A 16793-nucleotide genomic window follows, 5' to 3' on the forward strand; every position below is an offset into this window, starting at 1 on the left:
GCAGGATGTGCTCGCGGGTCTGCGGCATCGGGCCGTCGGCCGCCGACACCACCAGGATCGCGCCGTCCATCTGCGCCGCGCCGGTGATCATGTTCTTGACGTAGTCGGCGTGGCCCGGGCAGTCGACGTGCGCGTAGTGACGGTTCTGCGTCTCGTACTCGACATGCGCGGTCGAAATCGTGATGCCGCGCGCCTTCTCTTCCGGCGCCTTGTCGATCTGGTCATAGGCCGTGAACGTCGCACCGCCCGTCTCCGCCAGAACCTTGGTGATCGCCGCAGTCAGCGACGTCTTGCCATGGTCGACGTGACCGATCGTCCCGATGTTGCAATGCGGCTTCGTACGTTCAAACTTTGCTTTGGCCATCGTTCTCCATCCTAGTCGGCGCCAGCCTGGAAGGCGGCGAAACCGCGGCTGGTTACTGCGGAAAAGCACCCTGTTCAAGCCGGATTTTATCGGTCAATCTGGCGCGGAACGCCCCCGCAGGCCCGGATGACAGCCGTGTGAACAGAGTCGCCGGACCACAACAAAAACAGCAACCGGGAAACGCCATGACCGCGACCGCCGCCGCACCCTCCGCCCTCCCCCCGCAGACCCCGGCTTTGCCAGAGGCCAAGCCCGAAACCCTGGGGCTGTCGCCGCGCCGGCTGCAGGTGATGGCGGACGCGTTCAAGCGCGAGATCGACAAGGGCACCATCCCCGGCGTCACCTTGCTGGTGTCGCGCAAGGGGCGGGTCGGCTGGTTCGAGGCGCTGGGGCGGCAAGCGCCGGGTTCCGACACGCCGATGCGCCAGGACAGCATTTTCCGGATCTTCTCGATGACCAAGCCGATCGTTTCGGTCGGCATCATGCAACTGGTCGAGGACGGCCAGATGCTGCTCGACGATCCGCTCTCGAAGTTCATTCCCGAATTCGAGAACACCAATGTCGGCATCGTGCGCGGCGGCGAATTGGAACTAGTGCCGCTGCAGCGCCCGATCACCATCCAGGACCTGCTACGCCACACCTCGGGCATCACCTACGACCACACCGGCGACGGCCCGATCCACAAGATGTATCGCGCTTCGCGAATCCGCAGCCGCAAGATCACCAACGAGGAACACGCCACTCTGGTCGCCTCGATGCCGCTAGTGTGTCAGCCCGGCGCGGCCTGGAACTACAGCCGCTCGACCGACATTCTCGGCCGGGTGATCGAAGTGGTCGCCGGCCAGACGCTCGGCGCCTTCCTCACCGAACGCATCCTGGCGCCGCTGCAGATGGCCGAGACCGGATTCCACACCGCGGCCGAGAACAAGGGCCGGCTCGCCGAGGCGTTCCCGACCGATCCGTGGACCGGCGATCCGGTGGCGCTGTTCAACATGCTGGAAAAGCCGGCGATGGAATCCGGCGGCGGCGGCCTGGTCTCGACCACGATGGACTATGCCCGGTTCTGCCAGATGCTGCTCGGCGGCGGCACGCTGGACGGGACGCGCATCATCGGCCGCAAGACGCTGGAACTGATGGCGAGCAATCACCTCGAGCCGCACATCCCGCCGGACAACTACATCCTGCCGCCGGGCAACGGCTTCGGCCTCGGCTTCGCGGTCCGCACGCAGCCGGGCATCTCGCCCTTCCCCGGCTCGGTCGGCCAGTTCTACTGGAGCGGCATCGCCGGCACGTTCTTCTGGATCGACCCCGCCGAACAGATGTTCGCGGTGTTCATGTCGCAGGGCCCAGGACAGCGCGAGTACTTCCGCACCTTGGTACGGGATCTGGTGTACGCGGCGGTGGAGTAATTACCGCTCCGCGTGTCATTCCGGGGCGCGAGCGGCAGCTCGCGAACCCGGAATCTCTTCTTTGCTTACAACTTCGGGATTCCGGGTCTGCGCGCCGTTGGCGCGCATCCCGGAATGACGTTGCGTGGCGAGGAGCGCCTCAGCTAATCGTTGCGCCGCCGTCGATCACGATGGTCTGGCCGGTGGTGAAGGTGCCGGCATTGGAGGCGAGGAAAATCGCGGCGCCGGCGATTTCGTCGGGTTCGCCGATCCGCTGCAGCGGCGAGCGCGCGGTCGAGGCCTTCAGCGTCTCCGGGTTCTCCCACAGCGCACGGGCGAAATCGGTCTTGATCAGGCCGGGCGCAATGCAGTTCACCCGAATGTTGTGGGGACCATACTCGCAGGCGAGGTTGCGGGCGAGCTGCATGTCGGCCGCCTTAGAGATGCAGTAAGCGCCGATCACGGTCGAGCCCTTCAGGCCGCCGATCGAGGAGACGATGGTGATCGATCCGTCCCTGCGCTCGATCATCTGCGGCACGACTTCGCTGATCAGCCAGTGATTGGCGACGATGTTATTGTCCAGGATCTTGCGGAACTGATCGTCGTTGATGCCGGCCTGCGGGCCGTAATACGGGTTCGATGCGGCGTTGCAGACCAGCGAGTCGATCTTGCCGAAGGCCTGCGTCGCCTCCTGGGCGAGACGCTTCAGATCGTCCTTGCTGGAGATGTTGGCGGCGAGCGCCAGCGCGGTGCCGGCACCGTGCTTGTCGTTGATCGCCTTCGCCACCGCATCGCAGGCGTCCTGCTTGCGCGACGAGATCACCACCTTGGCGCCCTGCTCGGCCATCCGCTCGGCGATCGCCTTGCCGATGCCGCGCGACGAACCGGTGATCACCGCGACTTTGCCGCTGAGGTCGAACAAGCTCATGTTTCTCTCCCGTTGTTAGTGCTGTTGATTATTAAAGTCCGTCATTGCGAGGAGCGAAGCGACGAAGCAATCCAAGCTCTTTGCACTCGGCTCTGGATTGCTTCGCTTCGCTCGCAATGACGGTGAGACTGGTCACACGCACGAATGAAGCGCTTAAGCCAGCTTCGTCGTCGTCGCCACTTCCGGCCCCGCCGGCTGATGCATTGCGGCGTGTGACGGGTCGGCGATCCAGGGCTGCTGATTGATCATCGGAATCCGCCAGCCCTCCTCGCCGTCGGACGACGCCATGTGGTCGAGCCGTGTGATCGAACAATTGTCGATGGTAAAGGCGAGCCCGCGCGCCGGCTGGTCACGCAGCGCGAGGCCGATCGCCGCCTTGATGGTGCCGCCATGCGCGACCGCGACGATGTCGCCGCCGGGATGCGCGGCGCTGATCCGCGCGATCGCGCGCTTGGTGCGCTCGTACAGGTCCATGAAGCTCTCGCCGTTCGGCGCGCGTTTTTCGATCGGCGCAAACCAGAAGGTATCGAGATTGACCGGCAGATTGGCGAAGAATTCCGCACGGTTCTTGCCCTGCCAGTCACCGAGATGCTGCTCGTTGAGATCCGCATCATGGGTGATCAGCGGCGGCCGGGGAAAGCCGGCGGCGAAGATCGCTTCCGCCGTCATGTGGGTGCGCTTCAGCTTGCTGGCGTACCACACGGCTTCTTTCGGCAGCACCCGGCTGACCGCGCCGAACACAACCTTGTCGCTGCAGTCGCAGTCGATATCGACCTGGCCGTAGATGTTACCGCCGTCGCTGCGCACCGGCGCATGACGCACCCACCACCACCGCGTCGCGGTGACGCCGACCGGCACCGAATGCTGGGCGACGAACGGTTTGTCGTTGGAAGGCGGCGGCACGTTCGTCATGCGAGAAAATCCTTCAATCCGGTCACAAGTCGCTGTACGTCAGACCTCGCATCGCCTCAAGTCACTTGTGTGTCGGACGCGCGATGTCGATCGAACGATCGTCGTTCCAATTCCGTCAAGCGGCAAACACCGCAAACGATCAGCAGGGAGCAACGCATGGGCCGCCTCGAAGGCAAATCCATCATCATCACCGGCGCCGGCAGCGGCATCGGCCGCGCGGCATCGCTGCTGTTCGCCAAGGAAGGCGCTCAGCTGATCGCGGTCGACCGCACCGAAGGCGTGCAGGAGACCGTCGAGCAGGTGCGTAAGGCAGGCGGCACGGCGGAAGCGGTGATGGCGGACGCAGGCTCCGAGGACGACGTGAAGAGCTTCGTCGCCAAGGCGATTGCGGCTCACGGCAAGCTCGACGGCATCTGGGCCAATGCCGGCATCAGCGGCGGCCTGGTGCCGCTGCCCGAACAGACCCCGGAGCACTGGCAGGAGATCCTGCGCGTCAATCTGATCGGACCGTTCCTGGCGGTCAAACACACCATGCCGCATCTGATCAAGCAGGGCCACGGCGCGATCCTGTGCACCGCTTCGGTCGCGGGCCTGAAGAGCGGCGCGTCGGGACATCCCTACGCGGCGTCGAAGGCCGGCGTGATCAGCCTGGTGCAGACCACCGCCTACTCGCTGTCCGGCACCGGCGTGCGCATCAACGCGGTGTGCCCCGGCCTGATCGAGACCGGCATGACCAAGCCGGTGTTCGACAATGCCAAGCAGCGCGGCACCGATCACAAGATCGGCCAGCTCAACCCACTGAAGCGCGCCGGCCAACCGCACGAACTCGCCACCATGGGCTTATTTCTGCTCAGCGACGAAGCGTCTTACGTTAACGGCCAGGCCTTCCCGGTCGACGGCGGCCTGACCGCGTCGATGCCCTATGCGGGCAAGCCGATCTGACAAACCAAGTCATTCCGGGGCGCGCGTGAAACGCGCGAACCCGGAATCTCTTCTTGGCGACCACTCTTTTCTGATCAGCTCGGGATTTCGGGTCTGCACACCTGCGGCGTGCATCCCTGAATGACGGTGGTGAGAGCAACAAAAAAGCGCGATCCTTGCGGACCGCGCCTTTTTCAATCTCGAAACCCGCTTACTTCGCGCCGGCCTTCTGGGCGTATTCCCACGCCAACTCAGCCATCGGTACAGTGCGGGCGGCGGATTCCTTGGCCTTGTCGGAGGCCGCGGTGCCGTCGCGGACGCGGCCGGCGATGCCCGCCAGAATGCCGGCGAGGCGGAAGGTGTTATAGGCCAGATACCAGTTCAGGTCCGGCACACCGGCAATGCCAGCGGCCTTGCAATAGATCTCCGCGGCCTGCTCCAGCGTCGGCAGGTTGAGCGCCTTCAGATCGGCTTCGGCAAGGCCCGGCATCGCCCACTGCATCAACAGATAGGTGAAGTCGGCCATCGGATCGCCGAGCGTCGACAGCTCCCAATCCAGCACCGCCAGCACGCGCGGCTCAGTGGCATGGAAGATCATGTTGTCGAGCCGGTAGTCGCCGTGCACCACCGACACCCGTTCCTGCACCGGCACCGTGCTTGGCAGCCATTCCATCAGCCGCTCCATCTCCGGTATGGGTTCGGCCACCGACGCCTTGTACTGCTTGCTCCAGCGGTCGACTTGGCGGGCGAAGTAATTGCCCGGCTTGCCGAAGTCGCCGAGACCGATCTTCTCCGGCTCGTAGCTGTGGAGCTGCGCCAGTGTCTCGATCTTGGCCTTGAAGATCGCCCAGCGCGACTCCGGCGTCTGGGTCGGCAGGGTCGGATCCCAGAACACCCGACCTTCTTCCATCGACATGATGTAGAACGACACGCCGATCACGGAATCGTCGGTGCACAGCGCATAGGCCTTGGCGACCGGGAATCCCTGCTTGCCGAGCGCGGCGATGACGCGGAATTCGCGATCGACCGCGTGCGCCGACGGCAGCAGCTTGCCGAACGGCTTGCGCCGCATCACGTAGGAACGGTTCGGGGTGACGAGCTTGTAGGTCGGGTTGGACTGCCCGCCCCTGAACTGCTGAATCTCGAGCGGACCCTGATAGCCCTCGACATTCGCCTGCATCCATTCGGCAAGGCGGGCCTCGTCGACCCGATGCCGCTCCTCGACCGGCTTGGTGCCGGTGTAATCGTCGTCGTTTCGCTTCCCGACCAAGTGACGCTCCTTGTTCTTGTTCGCGCGTTACGCGCCGCGCGTTCCGGCAATCCCAAAATAGTCATACCCGGGCCTGGCCCGGGTATCCATCTTTTCAAGAGATGGATCGCCGGATCAAGTCCGGCGATGACGTTTTTATGCAGCGTGCGCGGTCAGTGCGCCGCGTTGGCGTATTTCTTCATCTCGAGCCGGGCGATGGCGCGGTTGTGCACCTCGTCCGGACCGTCCGCGAGCCGCAGCGTGCGGATGTTGGCGTAATCCTTGGCCAGACCCGCGTCGTCCGACACGCCGGCGCCGCCGAATGCCTGGATCGCTTCGTCGATGATGCGCTGCGCCATCCGCGGCGCCGCCACCTTGATCATCGCGATTTCGAGCTGCGCTGTCTTGTTGCCGACCTTGTCCATCATGTCGGCGGCCTTGAGGCACAGCAGGCGGTTCATCTCGATGTCGATGCGGGCTTCGGCGATCCGCTGCTCCCACACCGAGAACTCGATGATCCGCTTGCCGAACGCGACACGCGACTGCAGCCGCTTCACCATCTTCTCCAGCGCCTCTTCGGCCTTGCCGATGGTGCGCATGCAGTGATGGATGCGGCCCGGACCGAGGCGGCCCTGCGCGATCTCGAAGCCGCGGCCCTCACCGAGCAGCAAGTTCGAGGCCGGCACGCGGACGTTCTCCAGCTTGACCATGCCGTGGCCGTGCGGCGCGTCGTCGAAGCCGAACACCGGCAACATCTTCTCGATGGTGATGCCGGGGGTGTCGAGCGGCACCAGGATCTGCGACTGTTGCTGATGGCGCGCGGCGTTCGGATCGGTCTTGCCCATCACGATCGCGATCTTGCAGCGCGGGTCGCCGACGCCCGACGACCACCATTTGCGGCCGTTGATGACGTAGTGATCGCCGTCCTTCTCGATCCGGGTCTCGATATTGGTGGCGTCCGACGACGCCACCGCCGGCTCGGTCATCAGGAACGCCGAGCGGATCTCGCCGGCCATCAGCGGCCGCAACCACTTCTGCTTCTGCTCCTTGGTGCCGTAGCGGAACAGCACTTCCATATTGCCGGTGTCGGGCGCCGAGCAGTTGAACACTTCCGAAGCCCACGAGATGTGACCCATCTGCTCGGACAGCAGCGCGTATTCGAGGTTAGACAGGCCTGCGCCGTGGAATTCGTCGTCGTCATGCGTCGACGGCGGCAGGAACAGGTTCCACAGGCCTTCGGACTTCGCCTTGGCCTTCAGCTCCTCGAGAACCGGGATCACTTTCCAGCGCTCGCCCTCGGCGTCCTGCTGTTTGTAGATCGGCACCGCGGGGCGGACGTGGTCGTTCATGAACTTGGTGACGCGGTCCAGCCATTCGCTTTGGCGATCGGACATCGTGAAATCCATCAGGCGATCCTCACTGTTTTCCCAGACTGTTGCGACCGACGGGGTGGCGGCACTGTCATCCTGCCGCATCGCGCCCGCAAGTCGGATTCCGCCCCGCGCCTCCCGAGAGCCGGGCAGCCGCGAACCGCGAAAACGACGCTGCCGGCGACCCGCGCCCGCGGGCGCATTGACTTCCGGCTGTGAAACGATAGTTTCATACAGACGTTTGAATTGCAAGAACGATGATTTTCCGCGGAGCGGCATGTCCACCGACACCACACGCAGCGCCATCCTGACCGCCGCCGAACGGCTGTATGCCGAGCGCGGCTTCGGCGACGTCACGTTGCGCGACATCGTCGCCGCAGCCGGCGTCAATCTCGCCGCGGTGAACTATCACTTCGGCTCCAAGGACGAGCTGATCGCCGAATTGTTCGTAACGCGCTCGATCGTCACCAATCGCGAGCGGTTCAACGAATTGAAGGCGGCGGAAGCCGCCGGCGGCGGCCGCGCGCCGATCGAGGCGGTGCTGCGGGCGCTGATCGGCCCGACATTGCGCGGCTGCCTCGGCCAGGACAGCGAGCGCTCGGATGCCGCACGATTCATGATCCGCGCCGCGATCGAAACCATCCCGCCGATCCGCAAGATCAAGAATCGCGAGATCGATCACTTGCGCAAATTCGCCGCGGCGATGCGGCGGTCCCTGCCCGGCAAGCCCGACGCCGAGATCTATTGGGGCCTGCACTTCACCCTGGCGATGGCGCAACAGACCGTGCGCGACAGCGAGCGCCTGCTGCGGCTGTCGGAAGGAATCTGCGATCTCGACGACGTTGACGGCGTGATCGACCGCGTCGTCGCGGGCGCGTCGCTTGCGCTGAAGATCGGCATGACCGGCGAGACCAAGGCCACCGAAAGAGCCGAGGCGCGGAAGCGGTGAAATCCGCTCCGCGAGCGGTTTGACAAACCGCACTGAGTCGTCATCCTGAGGTGCGCGCCTTCGGCGCGCCTCGAAGGATGACCTCCAGGGGCATCTACGTCTACATGCAACACTGCGCCGACGGCTCCTACTATATAGGTAGCGCAACAGGTGAAGATCTTTCCAACCGCATTAAACAGCAAAATGCGGGCACCTTCCCCGGCTACACCTCGCGCCGACGACCGGTCACGCCGGTTTGGTCGGAACACTTCGATCGCATAACGGACGGCATCGCCGCCGAACGGCAAGTGAAGGGTTGGAGCCGGGCCAAGAAGGAAGCGCTGATGCGGGGCGACTGGACGAGTGTCCGCCAGTTCGCGCGGCGGCGAGCGGGACGGCCGCCCGACGCGTAGCTCGCTCCATCTGCGTGGCTGTCATCCTTCGAGGCGCGCTAAAGCGCGCACCTCAGGATGACGGCGGCAAATAGGACAGAGTCGTCGAAGCGCGCCTCAGATCGCCAGATAGCGATGCCGCAGGTCTTCGCTGTCGAGGACGTGCTTAGCGCTGCCGTCGTACACCACCTCGCCGGTGTCCAGAATGACCGCGCGGTCGGACAATTCCAGCGCAGCCACCGCGTTCTGCTCGACGATGATGGTGGTGATGCCGGCGGAGCGGACTTCGCGGAGCGCCTTGGCAATGTCCTGGCGGACCACCGGGGCAAGGCCTTCATAGGGCTCGTCGAGCAACAGCAGCTTGAGCTCGCGCGCGAGCGCCCGGGCGATCGCCAGCATCTGCTGCTCGCCGCCGGACATCGTCACACCTTCCTGCTTGCGGCGCTCGGCGAGCCGCGGGAACAGCTCGTAGATCCGCTCGAACGACCAGCCGACGCTGCCGGAGATCACCGCGAGCTGCAGGTTCTGCTCCACCGTCATCCCCGGGATGATGCGGCGATCTTCCTGCACCAGTTGGATACCCGCCTGGGCGGCGACATAGTTCGGCTTGCCGTGCAGCTTGACGCCGTCGAGGATCACCTCGCCCGACACCAATTCCGGCGTCGAGGCGCGCGCGATCGCGCGCAGCGTCGACGTCTTGCCGGCGCCGTTGCGGCCGAGCAGCGCCAGGATTTCGCCCTTGTTGAGCGAGAACGAGACGTTCTGCACGATGTAGCTGTCGCCGTAATAGGCGTTGAGGTTGCGGCAGCGGAAATACGGCGCCTCGCCCGAGGAAGCGGATTGCGGCCGTTCGGCGGTCATCGTCGTCATACTTGCTCCTCGCCGAGATAGGCTTCGATCACTTTCGGGTTGCCCTTGATCTCGTCGGGCACGCCCTGCGCGATGACGCGGCCGCCGGCCAGCACGGTGATGCGGTCGGCCAGCGAGAACACCACGTGCATGTCGTGCTCGATGATCACGATGGTCATGCCCGACTGCTTGATCTGCCGCAGGATGTCTATGGTGACGTTGGTGTCGGCGCGGGCCATGCCGGCGGTCGGCTCGTCGAGCAGCAGCAGTTTCGGCTTCTGCACCAGGCCCATCACCAGTTCGAGCCGGCGCTTGTCGCCACGCGAGAGCGCGCCGGCCAGATGATACAGATGCTCGCCGAGGCCGCGCTCGCGCAGCGCCTGCACGGCACGCTGGCCGATCTCGCCCTGCTCGTCGAACCGCGACACCAGCTTGAGCCGGAACGCGCCGTCCTGGTGCGACAGCATCGCCATCATGACGTTTTCCAGCACGGTCAGATCGCCGAAGATCTCCGGCGTCTGGAACACCCGCGCCACCCCGAGCTGGTTGATCTCATAGGGCTTCAGCCCGGTGAGCTCGGTGCCGTGGAACATCACCTTGCCTTGCGTCGGCGGCAGGACCCCGACGCAGACGTTGAGCAGCGTCGATTTGCCGGCGCCGTTGGGGCCGATGATGGCGTGGGTCTCGCCCTCACGGATGTCGAGATGCACGTCGGCCAGCGCGTGCAGACCCGCGAACGTCTTGTGGACGTGATCGATGTGCAGAACGATGTCGCTGTTCACGTTCATGGCGCGGTGGCTCTCGCTTTCTTCTCGGCGGCCTTCTTCTCGATTTCGGAGGTGCGGTCGTGCGCTGGCATCTCCTCGATCACCATTTCGCCGAGACCGTCACGCTGCGGCGAGTCGCCGAGCGACCTGACCTTCGGAGTGTGCTTCAGGCCGATCAGACGATTGATGCCTTCCATGATGCCGCCCGGCAGGAAGATCACCACCGCCATGAACAGCAGCCCGAGGGTGAGCTGCCAACCTTCGCCGACGAACAGACTCAACGTCTTCACCACCCCCTCGCGCACCGCATCGGGCAGGAACGCGAACACCGACATCAATTGGTGCTCGTTGTAGGCCGAGAAGATGTTTTCGAAGTATTTGATGATGCCGGTGCCGAGCACCGGGCCGAGCAGCGTGCCGGCGCCGCCGAGGATAGTCATCAGCACCACCTCGCCCGACGCAGTCCACTGCATCCGCTCGGCACCGGCGAGCGGATCGGTGGCGGCGAGCAGCGCTCCGGCGAGACCGGCGAACATGCCGGAGATCACGAAGGCCGACAAAAGATACGGCCGCGTCGAGTAGCCAGTGTAGCCCATCCGATTCTGGTTGGACTTGATGGCGCGCAGCGTCATGCCGAACGGCGAGCGGAAGATCGCGATCGACAGACCGAATGCCGCCACCAGCACCGCACCGCAGATGTAGAACCCGGTCCAGCCCGTAATGTGCATCCCGAGCAGCGTCGGCATCGGCGCGTCGTAGCCGATCGCGGCGTCGAGCACCCGCGGATCGTTGCGGAGCACGCGCAGGCCGGTCTCGCCGTTGGTGATCGGCGTCAGCACCGAATAGGCCATGTTGTAGCACATCTGGGCGAACGCCAGCGTCAGGATCGAGAAGTAGATACCGGACCGACGCAAGCTGACGAAGCCGATCGCCAGCGCCAGTAGCCCGGCCAGCACCACCGACAGCGCCACCGCCGGCAGCAGGTCCATCGACACAAGCTTGAACGACCACACCGCGGCATAGGAGCCGACGCCGAGAAACGCGGCGTGACCGAACGACAGATAGCCGGTAAGGCCGAACAGGATATTGAAGCCGATCGCGAAGATGCCGTAGATCGCAAATTTCTGCAGCAGATCCGGATAGCCGGCACCGATCGGGGTGAAGATGATCGGCCCCAGCGCCACCATGATGGCGAAGCCGATCAGCAGCGCGATGTCGGCGAGTTTGGAGGTGTGCTTCATCGGATCAGCTCTCCATCACGCCCTTGCGGCCGAGCAACCCGCGCGGACGCACCAACAACACCACCACGGCGACCAGATAGATGATGATCTGGTCGATGCCCGGCAGCACGGATTTGATCTCGTTCATCGAAGCGAACGACTGCAGGATGCCGAGCAGGAAGCCGGCCAGCACCGCGCCCGGCAGCGATCCCATGCCGCCGACCACGACGACGACGAAGGACAGCACCAGGAAGTCCATCCCCATGTGATAATCGGGCGGCACGATCGGCGTGTACATCACGCCGGCGAGACCGGCGACGATCGCGGCGAGCCCGAACACGATGGTGAAGCGCCGCTCGATATTGATGCCGAGCAGGCCGACGGTCTCGCGGTCCTGCATGCCGGCACGCACCACCATGCCGAAGGTGGTGAGCTGCAGGAACGCGAACACCGCGGCAATCACCCCCAGCGAGAAGCACAGATAGACGATCCGCCAGTACGGATAGACGATGGTGTCGGTGATCTGCAGCGACCCGGAGAACAGCGCCGGCGCCGATTGCGCGATCGGGTTGGCGCCGAAGAAGTGCTTGACGATTTCCTGAAGCACGATGGCGAGGCCGAAGGTGACCAGGATCTGGTCGGCGTGCGGACGCTTGTAGAAGAACCTGATCAGGCCACGCTCGATCAGGATGCCGATCAGCAGCATCACCGGGATCGCGATCAGAATCGACACCGGCACCGAGTAATCGATCAGCACCTTGCCCCAGTCGCCGAGCATCGCCTGGACGTAGGGAGTCTTGACCTCCATCGGCGAGCCCCACGGCGTCGTCCGCGTCGGGTCGATCTTGACGATCTCCAGCGTCAGCAGCTTGTTGAACACCACGGCGCAGAACGCGCCGAGCATGAACAGCGCGCCGTGGGCGAAGTTCACCACGCCGAGCGTGCCGAAGGCCAAGGTCAGCCCGAGCGCGATCAGCGCATAGGCCCCTCCTTTGTCGAGGCCGTTCAGGATCTGCAGAACGATCGCGTCCATGCGTGGTCAATCTCCCTTGTGTCCGCGGCGCCATCGGCGCGCGTCCATCACAATTCCCCGACGACCGACCCCGGCCGCCAAGCCGATACGAAACGAAAACTCGTTGTGTATCCTCGAACGAGCAGCGTGCGTGCACGCGCGAGGGGCATTCACGAGACACGTACCGGTCGGCTGCGCCGCAAGGCTCAGCCGACCGGTCACGCGTCAACGCGCCGGGCCGCGGATCCGCAGCCCGGCTCGATCACATCAGCCGCACTTCTTGGCGTCCTTGGAGCCGAGATCGCCGCCGAAAATGCTCGGATCGTAGGTGACCTGCGAGGCCGGCACGATCTTCTTGACCTCGAGCAGGTCGTACTTGTCCTTCGGCTTTTCCTTGCCCTGCACCACCAGCACGTCCTTGAAGCACTGATGGTCGGCGGCACGGTACAGCGTCTTGCCGTTGCCGAGGCCGTCGAACTCGAAGCCTTCGAGCGCCTTGATCACCTGGGTCGGGTTGAAGGTGCCGGCGCGCTCGCAGGCGTCGGCGTACAGGATCGCCTGGACGTAGCAGGTCTGCGCGGCCTGCGACGGCGGTGCACCGTAGGCCGCACCGAACGACTTGGTGAAGGCGCTGGTGGCGGCGTCCTCGAGCTTCCAGTCCCAGTTGGCGGTGCCGTAGATGCCCTTGATCGCGTCACCGGCGCCCTGCGCCATCAGTTCGGAGAACAGCGGCACCACGATCTCGAACTTCTTGCCGTTCGCCATCTTGTCGCGCAGACCGAACTGGACCGCCTGGGTCAAGGAGTTGATCATGTCCTTGCCGTAGTGGTTCAGCACCAGCACGTCGGCGCCGGAGTTCAGCACCGGGGTGATGTACTGCGAGAAGTCCGCAGCGCCGAGCGGGGTGCGGACCGCCTTGACGGTCTTCCAGCCCTGCTTCTCGGTGGCTTCCTTCATCGACTCTTCCTGGGTCCAGCCCCAGGTGTAGTCGGCGGTCAGGTGGTAGGCGGCGCGATCCTTGCCGTAGGCTTCGGCCAGCACCGGGCCGAGCGCGACGCCCGACATGTAGGCGTTGAAGAAGTGGCGGAAACCGTAGGCCCGCTTGTCCTTGCCGGTGGTGTCGTTGGAGTGGGTCAGGCCGGCCATGAAGATCACGCCGACGTCCTGGCACAGCGACTGCACCGCGACCGCGACACCTGACGACGAGCCGCCGGTGATCATGATCGCGCCGTCCTTCTCGATCATGCGCTTGGCGGACGCACGCGCCGCATCCGACTTGGTCTGGGTGTCGCCGGAAACGAAGGTGACCTTCTTGCCGAGCACGCCGTTGCCCTTGAGCGCCAGCGGCTTCATGGTCTTGAGCATGCCGCCGTCGCCCTCACCGTTGAGGTGCTTGACGGCGAGCTGATAGGCGCGCAGCTCGTCCATGCCTTCGTCGGCATAGGGGCCGGACTGCGGCACGTTGAAGCCGAACACGACGTCCTTGCCCTTCGGCATGTTGCAGAAGTCGTCGGCGTAGGCGTTGCGAATGAAGAAGGTCGGCGTCGCGAGAGCAGCAGCACCGGCCAGGCCGGTCTTGAGCGCAGTTCTGCGGTCGATGATGAATTTGGCGTCGGCCATGGGGCTTCTCTCCTCAGGTTCCTCGGGAAGTCACGTTGTTAGTCTCAGGCTCGGTGGCGCGTGAGCGCACGTGTCCGTGCTCGGGCTGCTCTTGGTGGCAGCGAGCCCGAAGTCTTGGAGAGCGGGCCAACAAGGGTCAACCGCTCCTTTTGTCTAAGGAGAACTCCGCCCGGGAGTTGTGTCGGTAATTGCTAGTTCCGTTGACAGAACTAATCGTCACGCTGTCGTGACAGATCATGATGCGGCGCCAACAGGCGATTCCGGGAAATCCTCGGTGCAATAGGACAGGCGAAGCAATCAAATTGTCACATATTGCATCGCACCAAGTAGTCCACAGCTCATTGCGGCCCTCACCAGCGTTGCCGCGGCTTGGCTCTGTGACGTTTGGTCGCGAATGGTGTCTCTCCGCAGTGCGATGCAACAACACGATTTCGGGATGATCGCCGAGATCAGGATCGTCGTAGTGAACGAGAATCAGATCGCGCGGACGTGGCGCCGTGCGCGCGGGACGGCCTGGAGCCATCCCGCGCGACACCCGGTCAGCTCACCCGGCGCTCGCGGTTTTCCCAATACGGCTGGCGCAGCTCGCGCTTGAGGATCTTGCCGGCGCCGGACAGCGGCAGCGGCGTTTCGGTGATCTCGACACTGCGCGGGCACTTGTAGCCGGCGATCAGCGCCTTGCAGTGCGCGATCAGCTCGTCGGCCGTCACCGTGGCACCCGCCTTGGTGACCACAACGGCATGGACCTGCTCGCCCCACGCCTCGTGAGGAATGCCGATCACCGCGCATTGCGCCACCGCCGGATGCTGCGCCACCGCGTTCTCGACTTCGACCGAGTACACGTTCTCGCCACCGGAAATGATCATGTCCTTGACCCGGTCGACGACGTAGACGAAGCCGTGCTCGTCCATGTAGCCGCCGTCGCCGGTGTGCATCCAGCCGCCGAGAAGCGCCCGCGCGGTCTCCTCCGGCCGTTCCCAATAGCCCATCATCACGTTGTCGCCGCGCACGCAGATCTCGCCCACCGTCCGGTAAGGAACCGTGCGGTCTTCGGCATCGACAATCCGCACTTCGCAGCCCAGCGTGGCGCGGCCGGCGGCGCGCTGGCGGCCCTTTGCTTTGCCTTCGCCGATGTGCTCCTTCCAGTGCAACAGCGTGGCGATCGGCGACAGCTCGGTCATCCCGTAGGCCTGGGTGAACTGCACGTTCGGCAGCGCCGCGCTCGCCCGCGCCAGCACCGCCTCGCTGATCGGCGACGCGCCATAGACGATGTTCTTCAGCGACGACAGATCGTAAGTCTTCAGCGCCGGGTGATCGACGAACATCTGGATCATGGTCGGCACCAGCAGCACGTCGGTGACCCGATCGTTCTGCATCGCCTGCATCACGCCCTCCGGCGTGAACGACGGGATCATCACGTTGGAGCCGCCCGACAGCAGCAGCGAATACATCGCCGCGCCGTTGGCGAGGTGGAACATCGGCGCGGCGTGCAGATACACCGAGGTGCCCGGGAACAGCCCCTCGCCCAGCGCATTCAGCGCGTTCGCCATCAGATTGCCGTGGCTCAGCATCACGCCCTTGGAGCGGCCGGTGGTGCCGCCGGTGTAGAAGATGCCGGCGAGATCCTCGGCTTTGCGCATCGCATCGGGGATCGGCGCGTGCGCGGCGATCAGATCCTCGTAGCTCTGCATTCCGGCCGGGACGTCGCCGTCGTCGGCATAGATCAGCGCCATCGACGGCATTGCCTGCGCCAGTGCGGCGCCGGTCGCGGCGAACGCCTTGTCGACCACCAGCGCCACCGCGCGGCAGTCCTTGAGCGCGTCTTCGTTCTCCAGCGCGCTCCAGCGGATGTTGAGCGGCACGATCACGCCGCCGCACCAGCCGGCGGCGAGATACATCTCCAGATAGCGGTCCGAATTCAGCGACAGGATAGCGACCCGCTCGCCCTCGCCGACTCCGCTCGCGCGCAATCCGGCGGCGAGCCGCGCGACGCGGTCGCCGACCTCGCGCCAGTTACGTCGGCGGCCGGCGTAGACGGTGGCCAGCCCTTCCGGGTTGATCTGCAGCGCGCGCCGCAGGCCGTGGGTGATGTTCATGAAGTCCTCCCTTGGGTCGTTTCCTGTTGTTGTTGCCGTCGGGCGCCTTGATGGCGCTTCTCTTCTTGGTTGAACGAGCGGCGAGGCCTTCGGTGAGGCGTATCGCGAACTCGTCGGCGATCGCCTCCGGCGACAGCGCGCCGTCGCGCTGATACCAATGGCCGATCCAGTTCAGCGAACCGGCGATCGCAAACGCTGTCAACTTCGGATCGCACGGTTTGATTGATCCGTCGACGACGCCGTCCGCGATGTAGCGCCGGAACGTGCGGTCGATGCTACGCTTGGCGGCGCGCACCGTCTTCTCGTTGTCCGGCGACAGATCGCGCGGATTGAACCGCACCATGCTGGCACCAAACTCGGTCGCCATCGTCGCGGCATAGGCGCGCACCAGGGCGCGCAGCTTGCCGAGCCCGTTCTCGCCGGAAACGTTGATGCCCGCGATGATCTCGTCGACCTGTTCCTGGCCGAGCGCCCAGCACTCGAACAGGATCTCCTCCTTGCTGCGGAAATAATTATACAGCGCCGGCTTGGTGATGTTCAGCCGCTCTGCAACGTCGTTGAGCGTGGCGCGATGATAGCCCTGCTCGAGGAACAAATGCACAGCGGTGCGCAGCACCGCCTCGCGCTTCTCGTCCCGGGCGCGGCGGCGGCTTTCGAACGGCATCCAGGGCGAGTGATCGTCGGCGGCAGGTCCGTTCATCGCAACTTCCGCAAGCAGCAATTTGGCATCTAACTCATTCGGCGCCGATCGATTGACTCGCCAGCAGCTCACATATA

At 64.6% G+C, this 16793-nt stretch carries 16 protein-coding genes; 4 read left to right on the forward strand and 12 right to left on the reverse strand.

What is annotated here, in order from left to right:
• On the reverse strand, positions 1 to 364 hold a 364-nt coding region (locus DNX69_RS10510; protein WP_207803134.1), incomplete at its 3' end, for a GTP-binding protein.
• A 185-nt stretch (positions 365 to 549) separates the two neighbouring features.
• Between DNX69_RS10510 and DNX69_RS10515 the strand changes: the two genes are divergently transcribed.
• Positions 550 to 1773 carry a serine hydrolase domain-containing protein gene (locus tag DNX69_RS10515; protein ID WP_110785905.1) on the forward strand — a complete coding sequence of 408 codons (1224 nt, stop codon included), beginning with the start codon at positions 550 to 552 and terminating at the stop codon, positions 1771 to 1773.
• A gap of 139 nt (positions 1774 to 1912) precedes the next feature.
• Here DNX69_RS10515 and DNX69_RS10520 read toward each other — a convergent pair whose 3' ends face one another.
• Positions 1913 to 2680: an SDR family NAD(P)-dependent oxidoreductase gene (locus DNX69_RS10520; protein ID WP_110785906.1), complete on the reverse strand. Its 768-nt coding sequence runs from the start codon at positions 2678 to 2680 to the stop codon at positions 1913 to 1915.
• Between the two features lie 153 nt (positions 2681 to 2833).
• Entirely contained in the window at positions 2834 to 3592 is a 759-nt protein-coding gene (locus DNX69_RS10525; RefSeq protein ID WP_110785907.1) for a histidine phosphatase family protein, read from the reverse strand.
• A gap of 156 nt (positions 3593 to 3748) precedes the next feature.
• Here DNX69_RS10525 and DNX69_RS10530 point away from each other — a divergent pair, with 156 nt between their 5' ends.
• Complete coding sequence (locus tag DNX69_RS10530) at positions 3749 to 4534, forward strand: SDR family NAD(P)-dependent oxidoreductase (protein WP_110785908.1); 786 nt, start codon at positions 3749 to 3751, stop codon at positions 4532 to 4534.
• Positions 4535 to 4724: 190 nt separating this feature from the next.
• Here the strand turns inward: DNX69_RS10530 and DNX69_RS10535 are convergent, their stop codons facing one another.
• Both DNX69_RS10535 and DNX69_RS10540 read right to left on the reverse strand, forming a co-directional pair.
• Positions 4725 to 5783, reverse strand: a complete 1059-nt coding sequence (locus tag DNX69_RS10535; protein ID WP_110785909.1) for a phosphotransferase — start codon at positions 5781 to 5783, stop codon at positions 4725 to 4727.
• Between the two features lie 152 nt (positions 5784 to 5935).
• Complete coding sequence (locus tag DNX69_RS10540) at positions 5936 to 7168, reverse strand: acyl-CoA dehydrogenase family protein (protein WP_110785910.1); 1233 nt, start codon at positions 7166 to 7168, stop codon at positions 5936 to 5938.
• Between the two features lie 241 nt (positions 7169 to 7409).
• On the opposite strand from DNX69_RS10540, the gene DNX69_RS10545 reads away from it, so the two are divergent.
• Both DNX69_RS10545 and DNX69_RS10550 read left to right on the forward strand, forming a co-directional pair.
• On the forward strand, positions 7410 to 8081 hold the full coding sequence (locus DNX69_RS10545) for a TetR/AcrR family transcriptional regulator (protein ID WP_110786069.1): 672 nt from the start codon (positions 7410 to 7412) through the stop codon (positions 8079 to 8081).
• Positions 8082 to 8158: 77 nt separating this feature from the next.
• Positions 8159 to 8473 (forward strand): GIY-YIG nuclease family protein, encoded by a 315-nt coding sequence (locus DNX69_RS10550; protein WP_110785911.1) that lies wholly within the window; start codon positions 8159 to 8161, stop codon positions 8471 to 8473.
• Positions 8474 to 8569: 96 nt separating this feature from the next.
• On the opposite strand, the gene DNX69_RS10555 is transcribed toward DNX69_RS10550, so the two are convergent.
• From DNX69_RS10555 to DNX69_RS10585, 7 genes are all read right to left on the reverse strand, one after another.
• Complete coding sequence (locus DNX69_RS10555) at positions 8570 to 9322, reverse strand: ABC transporter ATP-binding protein (RefSeq protein WP_110785912.1); 753 nt, start codon at positions 9320 to 9322, stop codon at positions 8570 to 8572.
• Positions 9319 to 10089 carry an ABC transporter ATP-binding protein gene (locus DNX69_RS10560; RefSeq protein WP_110785913.1) on the reverse strand — a complete coding sequence of 257 codons (771 nt, stop codon included), beginning with the start codon at positions 10087 to 10089 and terminating at the stop codon, positions 9319 to 9321. Before DNX69_RS10560 ends, DNX69_RS10555 begins: the two co-directional genes overlap by 4 nt.
• Positions 10086 to 11309, reverse strand: a complete 1224-nt coding sequence (locus tag DNX69_RS10565; RefSeq protein WP_110785914.1) for a branched-chain amino acid ABC transporter permease — start codon at positions 11307 to 11309, stop codon at positions 10086 to 10088. Before DNX69_RS10565 ends, DNX69_RS10560 begins: the two co-directional genes overlap by 4 nt.
• 4 nt (positions 11310 to 11313) lie before the next feature.
• Positions 11314 to 12321 (reverse strand): branched-chain amino acid ABC transporter permease, encoded by a 1008-nt coding sequence (locus tag DNX69_RS10570; RefSeq protein ID WP_110785915.1) that lies wholly within the window; start codon positions 12319 to 12321, stop codon positions 11314 to 11316.
• 246 nt (positions 12322 to 12567) lie between these two features.
• Positions 12568 to 13920: a substrate-binding protein gene (locus DNX69_RS10575; RefSeq protein WP_110785916.1), complete on the reverse strand. Its 1353-nt coding sequence runs from the start codon at positions 13918 to 13920 to the stop codon at positions 12568 to 12570.
• Positions 13921 to 14459: 539 nt separating this feature from the next.
• Positions 14460 to 16016, reverse strand: coding sequence for an acyl-CoA synthetase (locus DNX69_RS10580; protein WP_110785917.1), 1557 nt, complete (start codon positions 16014 to 16016; stop codon positions 14460 to 14462).
• Entirely contained in the window at positions 15934 to 16716 is a 783-nt protein-coding gene (locus tag DNX69_RS10585) for a TetR/AcrR family transcriptional regulator (protein ID WP_110786070.1), read from the reverse strand. Before DNX69_RS10585 ends, DNX69_RS10580 begins: the two co-directional genes overlap by 83 nt.
• Positions 16717 to 16793: the final 77 nt, after the last annotated feature.

This window comes from Rhodopseudomonas palustris, from assembly GCF_003226555.1.
Taxonomy (GTDB): Bacteria; Pseudomonadota; Alphaproteobacteria; order Rhizobiales; family Xanthobacteraceae; genus Rhodopseudomonas; species Rhodopseudomonas palustris_I.